At 26.9% G+C, this 15,834-nt stretch carries 16 protein-coding genes; 12 read left to right on the top strand and 4 right to left on the bottom strand.

The window, feature by feature from the left end; all coding sequences use genetic code 11:
- Window positions 1–255 precede the first annotated feature (255 nt).
- The gene (locus ABUA17_RS10780; RefSeq protein ID WP_042400998.1) at window positions 256–534 is read left to right on the top strand and encodes a hypothetical protein; all 279 of its coding nucleotides are present in this window, start codon (window positions 256–258) and stop codon (window positions 532–534) included.
- Window positions 528–1,793 (top strand): hypothetical protein, encoded by a 1,266-nt coding sequence (locus tag ABUA17_RS10775; RefSeq protein WP_055277386.1) that lies wholly within the window; start codon window positions 528–530, stop codon window positions 1,791–1,793. Before ABUA17_RS10780 ends, ABUA17_RS10775 begins: the two co-directional genes overlap by 7 nt.
- 166 nt (window positions 1,794–1,959) lie before the next feature.
- Here the strand turns inward: ABUA17_RS10775 and ABUA17_RS10770 are convergent, their stop codons facing one another.
- On the bottom strand, window positions 1,960–3,084 hold the full coding sequence (locus ABUA17_RS10770; RefSeq protein ID WP_055277384.1) for a YARHG domain-containing protein: 1,125 nt from the start codon (window positions 3,082–3,084) through the stop codon (window positions 1,960–1,962).
- Between the two features lie 438 nt (window positions 3,085–3,522).
- Between ABUA17_RS10770 and ABUA17_RS10765 the strand changes: the two genes are divergently transcribed.
- The 5 genes from ABUA17_RS10765 to srtB all read left to right on the top strand — a co-directional run bounded on the left by ABUA17_RS10765 (window position 3,523) and on the right by srtB (window position 7,725).
- Window positions 3,523–5,118: a peptide chain release factor 3 gene (locus ABUA17_RS10765; protein WP_042401005.1), complete on the top strand. Its 1,596-nt coding sequence runs from the start codon at window positions 3,523–3,525 to the stop codon at window positions 5,116–5,118.
- A 210-nt stretch (window positions 5,119–5,328) separates the two neighbouring features.
- Window positions 5,329–5,619 (top strand): nucleotidyltransferase domain-containing protein, encoded by a 291-nt coding sequence (locus ABUA17_RS10760; RefSeq protein ID WP_042401008.1) that lies wholly within the window; start codon window positions 5,329–5,331, stop codon window positions 5,617–5,619.
- Window positions 5,606–6,001 (top strand): nucleotidyltransferase substrate binding protein, encoded by a 396-nt coding sequence (locus tag ABUA17_RS10755; protein ID WP_042401010.1) that lies wholly within the window; start codon window positions 5,606–5,608, stop codon window positions 5,999–6,001. The genes ABUA17_RS10760 and ABUA17_RS10755 overlap by 14 nt, the downstream gene beginning before the upstream one ends.
- 640 nt (window positions 6,002–6,641) lie before the next feature.
- The gene (locus ABUA17_RS10750) at window positions 6,642–6,881 is read left to right on the top strand and encodes a hypothetical protein (protein WP_042401012.1); all 240 of its coding nucleotides are present in this window, start codon (window positions 6,642–6,644) and stop codon (window positions 6,879–6,881) included.
- 82 nt (window positions 6,882–6,963) lie between these two features.
- Window positions 6,964–7,725: a class B sortase gene (gene srtB / locus ABUA17_RS10745; protein WP_055277383.1), complete on the top strand. Its 762-nt coding sequence runs from the start codon at window positions 6,964–6,966 to the stop codon at window positions 7,723–7,725.
- Between the two features lie 333 nt (window positions 7,726–8,058).
- Here srtB and ABUA17_RS10740 read toward each other — a convergent pair whose 3' ends face one another.
- Both ABUA17_RS10740 and ABUA17_RS10735 read right to left on the bottom strand, forming a co-directional pair.
- Window positions 8,059–9,582, bottom strand: a complete 1,524-nt coding sequence (locus ABUA17_RS10740; RefSeq protein WP_156327468.1) for a hypothetical protein — start codon at window positions 9,580–9,582, stop codon at window positions 8,059–8,061.
- Window positions 9,583–9,588: 6 nt separating this feature from the next.
- A complete protein-coding gene (locus ABUA17_RS10735) occupies window positions 9,589–10,182 on the bottom strand; it encodes a hypothetical protein (RefSeq protein ID WP_055277379.1) in 594 nt (197 codons plus the stop codon).
- A gap of 378 nt (window positions 10,183–10,560) precedes the next feature.
- Here ABUA17_RS10735 and ABUA17_RS10730 point away from each other — a divergent pair, with 378 nt between their 5' ends.
- Together ABUA17_RS10730 and ABUA17_RS10725 are read left to right on the top strand one after the other, a co-directional pair.
- A complete protein-coding gene (locus tag ABUA17_RS10730) occupies window positions 10,561–11,535 on the top strand; it encodes a thioester domain-containing protein (RefSeq protein WP_055277377.1) in 975 nt (324 codons plus the stop codon).
- A 181-nt stretch (window positions 11,536–11,716) separates the two neighbouring features.
- Complete coding sequence (locus tag ABUA17_RS10725; protein WP_055277375.1) at window positions 11,717–12,469, top strand: tyrosine-protein phosphatase; 753 nt, start codon at window positions 11,717–11,719, stop codon at window positions 12,467–12,469.
- A 327-nt stretch (window positions 12,470–12,796) separates the two neighbouring features.
- On the opposite strand, the gene ABUA17_RS10720 is transcribed toward ABUA17_RS10725, so the two are convergent.
- Window positions 12,797–13,399, bottom strand: a complete 603-nt coding sequence (locus ABUA17_RS10720; protein ID WP_055277372.1) for a sigma-70 family RNA polymerase sigma factor — start codon at window positions 13,397–13,399, stop codon at window positions 12,797–12,799.
- 431 nt (window positions 13,400–13,830) lie between these two features.
- On the opposite strand from ABUA17_RS10720, the gene ABUA17_RS10715 reads away from it, so the two are divergent.
- The 3 genes from ABUA17_RS10715 to ABUA17_RS10705 all read left to right on the top strand — a co-directional run.
- On the top strand, window positions 13,831–14,523 hold the full coding sequence (locus ABUA17_RS10715) for a YveK family protein (protein ID WP_055277370.1): 693 nt from the start codon (window positions 13,831–13,833) through the stop codon (window positions 14,521–14,523).
- Window positions 14,524–14,692: 169 nt separating this feature from the next.
- Complete coding sequence (locus tag ABUA17_RS10710) at window positions 14,693–15,370, top strand: YveK family protein (protein WP_055277422.1); 678 nt, start codon at window positions 14,693–14,695, stop codon at window positions 15,368–15,370.
- A 12-nt stretch (window positions 15,371–15,382) separates the two neighbouring features.
- Window positions 15,383–15,834, top strand: a 452-nt coding sequence (locus ABUA17_RS10705; RefSeq protein WP_349818020.1) for a CpsD/CapB family tyrosine-protein kinase, incomplete at its 3' end; no start/stop codon positions are given.

The following is a 15,834-nucleotide window of genomic DNA, read 5'->3' as shown; positions in this document are numbered from 1 at the left end:
ATGTAGTAATAAGAAGTAATAAATAAAGTAATAAGCAATAAGTAATAAGGCGAGTAGTGTTAATAAGGGGCAATTATATAAAAAATAAATGTAGAAATTTCTACACTAAAAGTTTAATAAGGTAATTTGGGTGTAAGCATTGTTAAATTAGTATCTAATACAATATTTATATGAATACTTAGAGGGAAGGTTTTATATAAGTAAGTTCAAATATTTTAATTAGCTACTAATGTTTAATTGGGGTGATTGTTTATAATGTTTGATAATATAAGAAATATAAACAATGGAAGAAAAGTTTCAGAATTGGGAAATGAAATTAAAGGGATAGGAATTAAATGTGAAAGAGTAACGGATATTATACCTAGCAAGTACAGAAGTATAGAAACTTCAGCCATAATAAGAGAAATATATAGTATAAGAGAAGAACTTAATAGTATAGGAAATGAACTTGAAAGTTTAGGCGAAATTATTGTTAGTGTTTCAAAAGAACTAGAAAATAATTCTTTTGATAAAAATGGTGGATGTAGTTGGTAGGAAATGATATGGATATATTAATAGATACAAATAGTATTAGGGCTAAAGCAACTGAATTAGAAAGGCTCATGAAAGAGCTAGATAGAAAAAATGATAGTTTAGATAAAATAAAAAAACAACTTGATTATGAGGTAAAGTGTAAAAGTAATATATCAAATTCCATAAGTAACATTAAAATGAGAATATCAATGGTTGAAGATAGAATAGGTAAAATTAATTACTTATTGTTATTTGCTGCATCTAGTTACGAAAATGCAGAAAAATCACTAATAAATCTAACTAAGGAATTTGAGGAAAATTTAAAATCATTAGGATTTTTGTTTGTATCAGTTTATGGTAAAAGTGAAAACAGTATAGGTAAAAATAAAAAAAATAAAAAAGATGAAAAATGGTATACAAGTAAATGGTTTAAGATAGCTGTAGGTGGAGCTGTTGTTGTTGGAGCAGCTGTTGCAGTAGTAGTCACTGGAGGTTCAGCAATGGCGATTGGAGCTGCTGTAGGAGCGGGGGCTATGGGAACTGCAAAGGGAATAATTAGTGGTATTAAAAGTGAAAAAGATGGAAAAGACTTTATGGATGGATTTGCAGATGGCTTCATGAAAGGAGCAATTTCAGGAGCAATAACAGGTGCCTTTATTGGAAAAGGAGTAGGAACAACCTTAGCCAAAAGAGCAGCTCAAAAAGCAGCTTCAAATACTGCGGCAGAAATGGCCGCAGAAGTAGGAACAGAAACAACAGTAAAAACCGCTGCCGGTAGTATTTCAAAAATTAAGCCTGCATTTAAGAAAAAGATAATTGATTCAGGTAAAAATGTTTTAAAAGATTCAATTAAATCTGGAGCGGAGGAAGCGCTTAAAAGTGATGATAGTGGTTTAGAAGTTGCAGATGATTTTCTTAAAGGAGCAGGAAAAGGAGCCAAGAATTCAACATCAAAATTAGTTAAGGATGTATTAAAGGGGAAGGCTGGCAATAATGAAGCCACAGATATTTTAATAGACGGTGGAGCAGCTGTAGTTGAAGAAGGGATTGATTCTATTATAAAGGGTGAAAAGCTAACAGCAGGTGAAGCGTTGGAGACTTTTGAAAATGGTATTAATGATTCTGCAAAGGGAAAAATGAAAGAAAGTATTTTTGGTGAATCTATAGATAAGAAGGGGGAGATAATTGTAGATTTATCGTTTAATGAGGAAAATACTAAGATTATTGATGGTATATCAGAAAGGATAAATAGAATCAACAATAAGGATTCAAATAGTTGAAATAGTGGTGGATCATTAGAATGAAGTGAATAAAGTTGTAAGGTTTACTTCATTAAACATAAAAGGGACATGATATTTTGAGTCATGTCCTTTTTTATGTTTAATTATATAAGTTTAGATGTACTATAAAGGATAGTAGATAGCCTTAGCGAGAAAGAGGATATATTTATTTCCCTAAATCATGCATTAATGCATTTTTAGTTCGACGTTCCCTTTCTTCTGCAAGAAGTTTTAAATTATTATCTTCAATATCGTTTAATGTTATATCATTAGAATGAGTATTATTATACCAGGATTTGTTTTCAAAGTAGTTATTTAGCTCGGTTGATGAAAAGCTATAACCATATCTAGCATATATTTCATTTATAGCAATAATAATTTCCCAGTTATTTTTTGATGAAATATCACTACTTGATAATAGTGAAGAAGAACTATTTGGAAAAACGTAATCAGAAGTTATATCTGGACATGAATCATGAGATAATTTTGTAAATTCTACTATTCTAATTAATTTACAATTATCTTCTTCAATTTCTGAATAAAGATCACCAGAATAATTGGAGTTAGATGAATACCATTCCTTACTCTTAAAGAATTTAGCAAGATTAGAATTATCATCAAATACATAGCCATACCTTGCAAACATTTCATTACGAGCAATAAATAATTCTTCTACAGAAAGAGAATTTAAATCTGAATAAGTTAATTTTTTAGTCTTGCTTTGAGGTAATATAAAATCTCTGTCTGCATATTTTTTTATATAAGAATCTACTGTGCTAGAATCTTCAGAGTTAATAATAGTTTTATTTTCGTTACTAGTATCATCATTATTAACTGTATTATCAGTATTACCTTGATTATTAGTTTCATCCGTATTTTCAATGATAATAGTTTCATCTATTTTTTCAGTGTTATCATTATCAATACTATTAATATCATCGTCATCAGTATCATTTCCATCGGTATTGTTTATAGTATCTACTGGATTAATAGTATCTATATTATCGGTATTAACTTTGGTTTTATTTTGATTATAAATTAATAATACAACTAAAATAACACATAAAAGAGAAATTCCTATTGCTATTGAAGAAACTATAATTACAGGTTTCTTGTTATGTTCTTTTTCATCAAAGTTTGGTATTTCTATTCTTGCAGTATTTTCTATGTTTTCGTCATGAGAAAGGTTAGATTTATCTTGATTATTACTTGTAGTTATAGGTAAACCACATTTTGGACAATACCTCTGATTATCCAATAATTTAAATCCACAATGAGAGCAAATTTTCATTAGTACTTCCCTCCTTAAAATATAATATTGCCTATATTAAAATATTTGTGAAATTGAAAAAATATAACATTAAATTTTAAAAGGATTAGTTTGTATTATGAGAGAAAAAAGTATATAATAATTAAGTTAAGTGAGACTCCAAATTTTAATTTGGTTAGTCGAACTTACTCAGCGACTGAAAGGAGTCGAGTTTCCTTTAAAGTGAATACTCCAAATTTCAACTGATACTCTAAATTTTAGATTTAGTTAGTAGAAGTTACCTACTTGGTAATTTGGTTAGTCGAACTTGACGGAAACCCAAAATTTCAATTTAGTCATTTAAAGTTACATACCGTGTATTCAACGACTAAGGGAAGTTGAGATTCTTTTTATTAAAAAAGTTAAGATAAAGAAATTTTATTTAAATTTATATATAAATAATTTTAGGAGGACATAAAATTGGCTGATTACATAAATGAGATAAAAAAGAGAAGAACATTTGCAATTATTTCTCACCCTGATGCTGGTAAAACAACATTAACAGAAAAGTTCCTATTATACGGAGGAGCAATTAGACTTGCAGGTTCAGTAAAAGCAAGAAAAGCATCAACACATGCTGTTTCTGACTGGATGGAAATAGAAAAGCAAAGAGGTATTTCTGTTACTTCATCAGTAATGCAATTTAATTATGCAGGACACTGCATAAACATTCTAGATACTCCTGGGCACCAAGACTTCTCAGAAGACACATATAGAACTCTTATGGCTGCTGACTCTGCTGTAATGGTAGTTGATGCTGCTAAAGGGGTGGAAGACCAAACAAGAAAGTTATTCCACGTTTGTTCATTAAGAGAAATGCCAATATTCACATTTATCAATAAGATGGATAGAGAAGCTCAAGATCCATTTGGATTATTAGAAGATATTGAAGCTGAGCTTGGAATTAAAACTTATCCAATGAATTGGCCAATTGGTTCAGGTAAAGACTTCAAAGGTGTTTATGATAGACAAAATCAAAGAATCATAGCATTCAATGGTGGAAATCACGGTTCTACAGAAGTTGAAGCTATTGAAGGTTCTGTTGATGATGAAAAGTTCAGAGAAATATTAGGTGAAGCACTTCATGATAAATTAATGGAAGATATTGAACTTCTTGATATTGCTGGTGATGAGCTTGATATGGAAAAGGTTAGAGTTGGGGAATTAACTCCTGTATTCTTCGGATCAGCTTTAACTAACTTTGGTGTTGAGCCATTCTTAGAGCATTTCTTAGAAATGACTACATCACCACTTGCTAGAAACTCAAATATTGGAGAAATTGATCCATTTGATGATAAGTTCTCTGCTTTTGTATTTAAGATTCAAGCAAATATGAACAAGGCTCATAGAGATAGAATTGCATTCATGAGAATTTGTTCTGGTAAATTCACTAAGGGTGAAGAAGTATTCCACATGCAAGGCGGAAAGAAATTAAAGCTTGCTCAACCTCAACAATTCATGGCTGAAAACAGAGAAATTGTTGAAGAAGCATATGCTGGGGATATTATCGGGGTATTTGACCCAGGTATATTCTCAATTGGAGATACTTTATGTTCACCAAGCAAAAAGTTTAAGTTTGAAGGAATTCCAACATTTGCTCCAGAACACTTTGCCAGAGTTAGACCAGTTGACACTATGAAGAGAAAACAATTCGTTAAAGGTGTTACTCAAATAGCTCAAGAAGGTGCAATTCAAGTATTTAAAGAAAACCATGTTGGTATGGAAGAAATAATAGTTGGGGTTGTAGGTGTACTTCAATTTGAAGTTCTTGAATATAGACTTAAGAATGAATACAATGTTGATATCAAGATGGATAGACTTGCATTTAGATATGTAAGATGGATTGAAAGCTACGATGGAGATATTGATAGATTAAATTTAACTTCTGATGCTAAGAGAGTTAAAGACTTTAAGGATAGAGACCTTATTATATTCCAAAATGACTGGGGAATTAACTGGGCTTTAGATCATAATAAAGGATTAGTTCTTTCAGGTGTTGGTAAGAGCGACGAATAAATAAAATTTTAAATTATAAATAACATGTTACAGGGGAGGAAAGTTCCAAGTAACAAGTGATAAATGATAAGTGGCAAGTTGTGAGAATAATTTCACAGCTTGTCACTTTTCAATTATGTATTAGTTAATGGGATATATTAAGATGTTTATAAAGCAGTATTTGTGGTATATAATATAAATAAATATAGAAATAAGCGGAGGGAAGAACTATTGAATTTAAATAAAGATATAATAAAAGAAATAGTAGATATATCGAAAAAATATGATGGAATTAAAAAAGTAGTTCTTTTTGGATCTAGAGCAAGAGGAGATAATGAATTAAAAAGTGATATAGATTTAGGAATATATTGCGATAGTGATTTGTTATTATTTATTGAAGAAATTGAAAATAATACACATACACTTTTAGAGTTTGATTTTTCAGATATGAATAATATTCGAGATGAATTTTTTATAGAGCAAGTAGAGAAAGAAGGAATTTTATTATATGAGAAGTGTTGAATTTAAATATATAAATCTAAAGAAAGCCTATTTAAGATTAAAAGAAGTTAGTGATATGTATGATGGTAAAAATGATATAATAAGAGATAGCTTAATTCAAAGATTTGAATTTACATATGAGTTAACACATAAAACTTTAAAGGAATTTATGAAGTATTTAGGTGTAACATTGGAAAATTCATTTCCAAGAACTATATACAAAAAAGCTTATGTTAATAATTTAATTTCTGATGATCAGGTTTGGATTAATTTGTTAGAGGATAGAAACTGTACTTCTCATATCTATAATGAAAATTTAGCTGATGAAGTTGCTAGAAGAATTGTTGATAAATATGTAGATGCAATAGGTGAGCTTGTAAATAATTTGGAGAAATTATTATAATGTATAATTTTATAATTAGAAATTTCAGACGGCTATAGAGGATTATATAAAAATAGTAGTTTAGATTTTAATGATAGAGATAATATATTGATATTTTTATATAATTTATATGTAAGATTCCGATTTTGTATCGAAATGTTGTTGGATAATATATTAACGCGTTTATACAGCTTATAAAGTTATTAAAATTAATGAGTTTACATAGTATGGATAAAGCTAAATCAGAGAGAGAGAACAAATTGTGGTTATAAAATACAGTTTGTTCTTTTTTTATGTCTAGAAAATTATAAAATTTTTGAAGTTGTAAAATAAGTGATATAAGTTATTCTAAACAGTTAGGGTTGTAAGGTTGATACTCTGAAATTATTATGGTTAATTAACATAACTATTATTAAATAATAAAATTTTAAAGTTAAGAGAACACTCTTTTTAAATAAATGATTAAATATATTAAAAATAAAATTATAGAAATTAGAGAAAAAATATGGTAAAATATGTTAAATGGTTAACCTCAATAAAGTAAAAGGAATATTTTATTGAGATTTGCTAGTAATAATTTAGCCATTGAATAAATATATTTAATATGTATGGCAAAATTAGCTGTAATGATTATTTATTTAAACGAAAAGGGAGAAAAGGTATGAGAAAACTAAATAGGGGTAAAAATAAAATTTTTCATAAGGGTATATTAACATTTTTAATGATATTTCTAATGATGACAACAATATGTACAACAGTTAAGGCAGAAGTATCAAATAATAATATAGTAATACCTAAAACTGGTGATGAAGGATTAGTAATGGTTATTGCAGTGTTAATATTATCAGGAGGAGCATTATTACTTGAAATTAATAAACAAAAAGTTGAAAGTAGAGAATAAATTCATAAAATATATTTAAGCAATTTATAAATTATAATGATAAAATAGATATATAAATATAAAATGTAAAAAGGGAAAATATATGAGAAAGATAATTAACATTATATTAGTAGCTATTATTATAGTATGCTTAAGTATTATAGGATATAAGTATTATAATTACAATAAAGATGATAAGTTAAATTCAGAAATACAGGATCTTCAACCAGTAATTAATGAAGCCAGTGATTTAGATAATAATTCTAGTGGAGAAAATGATGGACAAGATCAATCTAAAGATGGGGATTATGTAAATAGTGCAAATGAAGAACAATTAAAATCTATAAATAGTGATTATAAAATGTGGATACAAATTGAAAATACAAATATAAATTATCCTGTTGTTCAAAGTTCAGATAATGATTATTATTTGAAGCATAACTTTAGAAAAGAATCTAATATTTCCGGGACAGTTTTTGTAGAAAGTGCAAACGATATTGATAATGATAAGAATATTATTTTATATGGACATAATATGAGAAATGGAACTATGTTTAATAATATTACAAATTATAAGGAAGAAAGTTTTTTCAATGAAGATAATAAAATTAGCATAATAATGAATAATACATTATATGAGTATGAAGTTTTTTCTGTTTATGTAAAGAATGTAAATGAAGTTAATTTAGCAATTGGATTTGCAAGTGAAGATGAATTCATTAATTATGCGTATAATGAGGCAGAGGAATCTCTTTATAAAAAGGATGTTGATTTTAGTGCAGAGGATAATCTTATAACTTTAGTAACTTGTAGTTATGAATTTACTGATGCGAGAACTATTGTAGTTGCTAGAAGGTGTAATTAGTATAAATCTCTGTTATATCAAAATGTTGTTGAAAATATCATATAGGTCTGTTATACCAAAATGTTGTTAACAACATTTTAATATAACAGAATTATATGGGGTTACAAAGTATAATTGTTTTATTCAGTAAAAGTAACTGTTTTTAGAAGAAATAACAGGTAGTAAAATTATTTAAAACGGCGTAGAGAAATCAATTAATAATAACTAATAAATTATTAATTATAAGATATGCCTAGATTAAGCAATCTAGGCATTTTTTCTTACAAATATTTATGATATATCAGATGATACACATAAGGTCACATTTCAATTAATACTATATTACAATTTAAATTAAGTCTCAGTTAACTTCCAAAGTTGTCCACCATAGAATGGGTTAGCAGTACCTATATAAAGACCATCATTACTAGATATAAAGGTTCTGAGGCCATAATTAAATTTATCATTAAATCCATTTCTAGTAATTCTACTAAAATTAAGTCCATCATTAGATACAAAGAAATCAAAGCCAGGTAAAGAGTTATCTAACATTTTTCTTATTTCTTTAATATAATAAATTTGCCTTGCTATCTCATCAGAATTCAAGTAATTTTTAATTTTAGAAATTAATAAAATAAGATTCTCTTTATTGTTATTACATTTATCAATGGCATTTCTTATAGCATCTACAGCTCCATCACCAAAATAGTAACTTAGATTTTCATAAATTAATTCTAAATATTTTTCATCATCATTTATTGTGTCATAAGGGAGTTTTTTAGAAATCATATCTAAGGCTGATAAAACATTTTTATTTAAATAGTTTCCACAATTAACAAAGTTAATATCGCTTATTAATTCAGTGATTTCAGTACTTAAATCATCTGGAAGGAAGGCATTAAAATAACTTAATAAATTTAAGTGAGCATTTATAGTTAAATTATTAATATGCTCTTCTAAATATTCGCTAGGTTTCATTTCATTAGAATGTGAACATGCATATACAAGTGAAATTTTATCAGGAGTATTACTAAGATTAGTATAATTTTTAAATAAATCAATTATATTATAGGCTTTAGATGAATTTATGATTTTGAGTTGAATCAAATAGTTTAATAAAAACTTTAGTATTTCTTTGAAGTTATTTAAAGAGCATGGAATGTTTTTAGGAATAAGGTAATCATATAATGTTGATGAATCAAATGTTCCTAAAAATAATTTGTCGTTGTAATTAGACATTCTCCAAATATATTGATTAGAAGAGTAATCTATATTGCTACATTTACTAACGAACCCAGCTTTGTAATTACCTAATGCAGTTTCAAATGGTTGGGAATCATTTGGTGTACCTATAACTAAATCCCAATTATCATTTTCATCGAATCTATAAAGGGTAGTAGGAGTTTTAAAGCTTTCATATAAATAACTAAAATCAAATTGAGTCATTCTTTGAATTGCATAAATTATATTAGAAAAAGTTCCAACATATACATATTCATTACCATCACAAGCTGTATATTTAAATGGAGTTGCTACAGCATGATAAGGTATTCCAAGGCCAGATTCATATTTTGCACCAGGACCAACTATCATTTGCCAATTCCAATCAAAATTAGAATCATACTCATCTATAGTTTCAATAGGTTTACCTTTGAATACTAAAAATCCAGATTCCTCTAAAGGCTTACTTCCAGATCCAATTATTGAATATAGATAACCATTATAATCAATTAAATCGAAGATACCTCCAAATCCAGTAGAAAGTTGATCTACATTTGGAATGTTTTGAAAAGAATTTAAATTTGCAACAACATTCCAATTATCTTTACTAGGATTTTCACTTTCCATAATTACTAAATCAGAATCAATAATCATCATTCCAAATTATAATTTATTGTTATAAATCTCCATAGACCTTATGCTTGCAAAACCACTTTCATCAAAAAATACAACTTCAGGATTATCAATTCCTATAACAAAATTATCTTTGAATTTTAATATTCTAGCATACTTAGGCCCAAATCCACCCATATAAACACTTTCACTATCTTCGTTACTAGCTTTAAATGTTATTGCACTTCTATAACCAGTTTCATAAACTATTCCATCAACATCAGTTTCAGATTTGTAAACAAGTTCAATTTTTTTAGTAGATTTATTATATCTAAATATTCTAGCAGCATTATCATCCACATCAGTAGGAACATCGCCTCTAAATACAAGTTTAGTAATTACATTTGCTAAAGTATCATTAGTAATAAATAAATTAATGGAATTTAGTAGTAAATTTCGGTTACTTCCTATATAGATATATTTTTTTGTTTCAGCCATTGCCCATACATATGAGTTTGACCTATCACCACCAGGAATAAGACCGTCTACTCTGTTTTTACAGTTATTGGGGTTAGAAATTTTTCTTATAATAAAATTTTTAGTTCTTATTTCATTAGTATATCGTTTTATTCTTTCGTTCTTCATTAGTTTTACCACCTCATATATTTTTACAAAGATTATAAAAAAATAATCTCATAATATAATATGTTTTTATGAGTTAAGGTGACATAGTTTAAAATAATTTAATAATTAATATATATAAGAATTTAAAAATACAAAAATATTTATAAGATATTAATTCTATGAAATTATAAGATTAGTAAAATAGCAGTTTTAAAACAAAAATTATTATTAAGGAAATTAGATTTCAAGTATATATTTTCATATAAGGCCAACAATAATATTAGGAGTTATGATATTGGAAGATTTTCTGTGAATAAATATCAAAGGACTAATTTAAAATGATAAATTAAAAAACAACATAAAAATAATTATAAGAATAACTTTATTGGAGGTGCACTAATGAAAAGAGTTAAGGAGAACTTATTGATTATCATTACTATATTACTTATGTTAATTATAAATTTGACAAACACTGTTTATGCAGAACCTTTAACAAGAGTTGATGGATCAGTTAGGGTTGAAAATGTAGGAGGAAGCCCTACATATAAAAATTCAAATTTAAAATTACAAAAATTAAATTATATTAATAGAAGCAATGAAATTAATAGTGTTGATTTTCAAGGTGGTAAATCTGTATCTGTATTTTCTGAAAAAGCTAATTTTTCAAAAGTTAGTGATTTAGTAGAACAAAGAGTTAATCCTATAAATAATAATGAAACATCAAAAGGTGTATCAAAAGCAGAAAATGTGCGAGACAAGATGGTAGTTAGTACGGGGGATAATGTGCTTGGAAGTATTGGATATGAAGACTCTTATTTAATAGCAAAAGAGATTACTACAGAAGTAGGAGCAGCATACTGTTTAGAAGTTGAAAAAGAATACCCAAATGGGGAAACGTTTGAGTTTGAAGGAACACCAGAAAAGAATATAATAGGAATTATGGCAGCCGGATATCCTAATAAAAGTGCAGAACAACTAGGTTTAACATCAGATGGTGATGCATATTTTGCAACACAAATGGCAATTTGGTGTGTTACTGAAGGCTATATACCAAAGAAGTTTAAGAGTAGCGATAAAAATATGCTTCAAACTATTAAAAATATATATGAAGAGGGAATGCAATATAGCGGAGAAGATGTAGGGCATATTGCAATGGAATATTACTACAATGATAGTGTACAAAGAATAGTTGCATATATTGTAGAAAATGAAGATGTTATGCCACCATCAGAAGGTGGAAGGATTGAACCAGATGTTACAGATGATACTTCAAATGATTTTGAATCATGGCCAGATATTCCAGATGATGAAGAAATGATTGAATCTAGGAATGAAAATGAAAGTGAAAGTGTAATTGTTCCTGGTTTAGGTTAACTTTAATTTTTATAAAATTACTTTTGGTATGTTCAAGAAGCTATTTTGCTTGTTATTATAAAGTAGAGCAATTGCTTTCTTAGGTATAGTTTTTAGAGAATTATTTGAAAATAACAGTAAGTTAGATATAATATAATTAATCTTTTGAACAAAGGATAAAATGGCGAGAGGGGAATAAGAGATGATAGATATACATTCACATATAATAAATGAGATTGATGATGGTTCAAAAAGTATAGAAATGACAATTACAATGTTAAAAAAAGCAGAGATATCAGGAACTAAATCAATAGTAGCAACACCTCATTTTATGAGAGGAAGATTTGATGTTGAGTATTCTGAAGTTTTAAAAAGAGTAGAAGAATTAAAGAAAGTTGCAGCAGATAATAATATAGATATAAATATATATGCTGGACAAGAAGTATATTACAGTAGCAATCTTATGGAGTACTTTAATGACAAGTGTATTGGAACAATTAATGGGTCAAGATATATGCTTATTGAACTACCAATGCTTGAGTTTAATTTAGATGAAGTTATCGATACTATTTATGAGCTTCAAATAAGAAAAATAGTACCAATAATTGCTCATCCAGAAAGGTACAAGCAATTTATTAAAAAACCTTCAATGATTAATGCGCTTATAAAAGAAGGAATGCTATTCCAGTTAAATGCGGGAAGTATTGCAGGAAATTTTGGTAAAGATGTTAAGAAAACAGCTCAAAAGTTCTTAGAACATAATGTTTATAGCTTTATTGGATCTGATGCGCATAGAGATAGAGGAAGAGATACAGATATGAGCGAAGCTCTTAAACTTTTAGAAAAATCTCAAAAAAGAGCCTTCATTAGCAATGCAAGTGCTATGCTTGATGATGAAGAAGTGGCTTTTAATGGAACTGCTGTAAAGGAAAAGAAGTTTTTAGGGCTTTTTTAAAGGTGCATATTTTTTAAATTATATGAGTTCAATTTCAATGTATTTAAGTTAAATAATAAAATTGCATAGCTTTTAATATATAAATTAATAAAAACAAAATTTTAGAAAGTAATGTAAGACTTATATAATAAGAGTAATATAAAAGCTATATATAATAGTAATATAGTTTAATAATAAAATTTAATAATAATATATTTTAAGAGTTATATAAATTATTAATATGAAAAAATATCTACATTTATAATAGATAAAAATATCTATATATAATGTAGATATTTTTTATTTAAGAATAACTTTATTTAGAAAAGGTTTTCTTAAATGATAATTTTATTTACTAAGTTTTATTTTTAGTTTTGATAATAATGCTATTAATTCTCTTCTTTTCTTATGATAATTTAAATTATTTGTAATGCAATATTTATAAAGGTTTGAATTTTCAGTAAGGTAAGCTTCTTTTATAAGGGTATACTCCTCTAGAGTTAGTGATTTGAGTAGATTTTTTAGATCAACATGCTGCATAGTTTTAATTATGTCATTTTCTAAATTATAATCATCAGGTAATAATGATTGGATATCTGTGTCTTCATCAACTGAAATATTAAGGCTTGATTCACTTTGATATTTGATATTAGCACGAGCTAAATTTCTATAAGTATTTTTAATTGAATTAATTATATAACAATCAATAAAGTCTTCACCATGAGATATATCATATTTTTCTATTGCCTTAATTACTGCTATTGTTCCTATTTGAATTAAGTCTTCCTTATCATAGTTTTTTAATATATAAGATATTGAGTATTTTATTATAAGTGGTTTATATTTATTAATTAAAAAAAGTATAGAATCAGAATCTTTGTTTTTGGCATCTAAAATTATATCAAGTAGTCTTTTTGAGTTAAGTTTAATTTCATTATTATAATTATTCAAAAAGCATCACCCCATTTTTTTATTTAGTTTTAGAACGTTTGTTCTAAGAACTTATGTTCATTATACTACATAATTTCCAGCATTTATAGAAAAAGTTTGTGCGGAATATCTACAAAATAATATAGATGTTTCTAAATTGTTAAAATTGAAAAAAACTTTACTGCAAATTACGACAAGCTTTGAAAAATTTATTAAATGTAAAAATAATTAAAAAGCAGTATCTTAAATAAGAAGCAAGAAAAAAAGTTAATATAAGTAAAAAAAGATAATTACAGAAAAAAGTAATTCTAAAATATTGCAAAAAAAGTCGAAAATACGTTTACATTTTTGAGGCTAATTGCATTTAGCATTGACTTCTCAATATTAAATTTTATGCTATAATTTCAATTGCAAGAAGAATAATAAGATAATTTTGAAAAATAGGGGGATAAATGGTAAATATTGCGGAATATTTGGGAGAGATAAAAAAGAATTGGAAAATAATAATCGTGATTGTATTAAGCTTCATATTAATTAGTGGTTTATATACAACTTTTTTTATGAAACAGGAATACGAAGCAAATGTAAAAGTATTTATTGGTAAGCAAAAATTCCAAAATACTACAGAAAATTATAATAATGAAGAAATAAGTTTGTATCAAAGGTTAATTACTACTTATTCTGAAGTTATAAAAAGTAAGAAACTTATTAATAAATCAATAAATGATTCTAAAATTAATAATTTAAGTAATAAGGATGAGAAAATAACTTATGACTCAGTTATTAGTAATTTTACTGTTAATACAATTACTAATACTCAAATTATAGAAGTAAAATATAAAAGTTTAAATCCTCAGAAAAGCTATGATTTGCTTTATTCTACTACTGAAAACTTAATTGCTTATTCTAAGGAATTATATCCAACTGTTAATATCAAGGTTTTAGAGCAAGTGCATGTTAATTATGGTAATTTGCTTAGTAAAAAGCTTATGATTGTTGGACTTGCATTAATTTTAGGATTAATTGCAGGTGTAGGTGGAGTATTAGGGTTTATGTATTTAGATAATACTTTTAAAAGCAAGAAATCTATTGAAGAACAAATGGGAATTCCTGTCCTTGGAGTTATTCCTAATGTTGAATTTTAGAGAAAAATTAAAGTTTAGGATCTAGTATTCTAAATTTAAAACTATTTTAACTTAATATTATTACAATTGTGTGACAACTCAAATCGTATCATAAATTATTGATGAAATTATATCTTTTAACTTTATATTGGTTGTCACGATGATAAGGAGTGTAAATTAAATGAATGAAATGGAAGAACAAGTAATTAGTCTGTCGGAAATTTTCGAAGCAATAAGAAAACGTTGGATAATGATAGTAGCAATTACTTTAACAGCTACTATAATATCAGGAGTTATAAGTTTCTTTGTAATTGATCCAGTATATGAAACAAGTACCAAATTATTTATTGGTAAAGATGAAAGTGATGAAGCTGCTTATAACAGTAGTGATATTCAAATGTATCAAAAATTACTACAAACTTATGCTCAAGCTATAAAAACAAAAGATTTAGTTGGAAGAGCAATAGAACCTTTAGATTATGAATTAGAATCAGGTAGTGTTGTTGAAGCATTGACTGTAACTCCAGTAACAGATACTCAAATTCTTCAAATTAAATATAGAAGTAAAGAGCCACAAGAAGCAGTTGATATATTAAAGAATATAACACAAGAATTTATTACTACATCTAAGGAGCTTGTTCCTAATGGAAATGTAAGAGTTATTGAAGAAGTTGAACTTCCAGAAAACCCAGTAAGCCCAAATAAGAAAATGAATATTGCAATAGCATTTTTATTAGGGCTTATGGTAAGTGTAGGTTTAGTTTTCTTATTAGAATATTTAGATAACACATATAAAAATAAAGATCAACTTGAAAAGGAATTAGGTATACCAGTGCTTGGAGCTATTCCAGATATTGAAAGTATATAGGAGGTAAGATGAATGTTTATAGTTGAAAAAAGTCCAAAGTCTGTAGCAGCAGAAGCTTATAGAAGCTTAAAAACTAATATTCAATATTCTTCTTTTGATAAAGAGTATAAAACTATAGTAATAACTAGTTCCAATCCAGGGGAAGGTAAATCTACTACTGCAGGAAATTTAGCATTAACTTTAGCTGAAGGAGAAGCAAAAGTTTTATTAGTAGATTGTGATATGAGAAAGCCTTCTATGCATAAGAATTTTAAAATTACTAATACATATGGTATTTCTGATATCTTACTTCAAAAACAAAAAGTTATGGATGTAGCACATTGCTATAATAAAAATCTTAGTATTATAACAGCTGGAAAGGTACCACCAAATCCCGCAGAAATGTTGGCTTCAAAGGCAATGACTGCATTTTTAAAGGAAATGAAAGAGCATTTTGATTATATTGTTTTAGATACACCACCAGT

The organism is Clostridium sp. RTP31139st1_H3_RTP31139_211217, from assembly GCF_040227035.1.
In the GTDB taxonomy this organism is placed as follows: domain Bacteria; phylum Bacillota; class Clostridia; order Clostridiales; family Clostridiaceae; genus Clostridium; species Clostridium saudiense.
This window is presented reverse-complemented; position numbering and strand designations above follow the sequence as displayed.

Excerpts from the sequence above, each read along its gene's own strand:
- ABUA17_RS10715 (WP_055277370.1), top strand. The coding sequence starts at position 13,831 with ATGGTAAATATTGCGGAATATTTGGGAGAGATAAAAAAGAATTGGAAA.
- srtB (WP_055277383.1), top strand. The coding sequence starts at position 6,964 with ATGAGAAAGATAATTAACATTATATTAGTAGCTATTATTATAGTATGC.
- ABUA17_RS10755 (WP_042401010.1), top strand. The coding sequence starts at position 5,606 with ATGAGAAGTGTTGAATTTAAATATATAAATCTAAAGAAAGCCTATTTA.
- ABUA17_RS10750 (WP_042401012.1), top strand. The coding sequence starts at position 6,642 with ATGAGAAAACTAAATAGGGGTAAAAATAAAATTTTTCATAAGGGTATA.
- ABUA17_RS10770 (WP_055277384.1), bottom strand. The coding sequence starts at position 3,084 with ATGAAAATTTGCTCTCATTGTGGATTTAAATTATTGGATAATCAGAGG.
- ABUA17_RS10730 (WP_055277377.1), top strand. The coding sequence starts at position 10,561 with ATGAAAAGAGTTAAGGAGAACTTATTGATTATCATTACTATATTACTT.
- ABUA17_RS10735 (WP_055277379.1), bottom strand. The coding sequence starts at position 10,182 with ATGAAGAACGAAAGAATAAAACGATATACTAATGAAATAAGAACTAAA.
- ABUA17_RS10780 (WP_042400998.1), top strand. The coding sequence starts at position 256 with ATGTTTGATAATATAAGAAATATAAACAATGGAAGAAAAGTTTCAGAA.
- ABUA17_RS10740 (WP_156327468.1), bottom strand. The coding sequence starts at position 9,582 with ATGATGATTATTGATTCTGATTTAGTAATTATGGAAAGTGAAAATCCT.
- ABUA17_RS10725 (WP_055277375.1), top strand. The coding sequence starts at position 11,717 with ATGATAGATATACATTCACATATAATAAATGAGATTGATGATGGTTCA.
- ABUA17_RS10710 (WP_055277422.1), top strand. The coding sequence starts at position 14,693 with ATGGAAGAACAAGTAATTAGTCTGTCGGAAATTTTCGAAGCAATAAGA.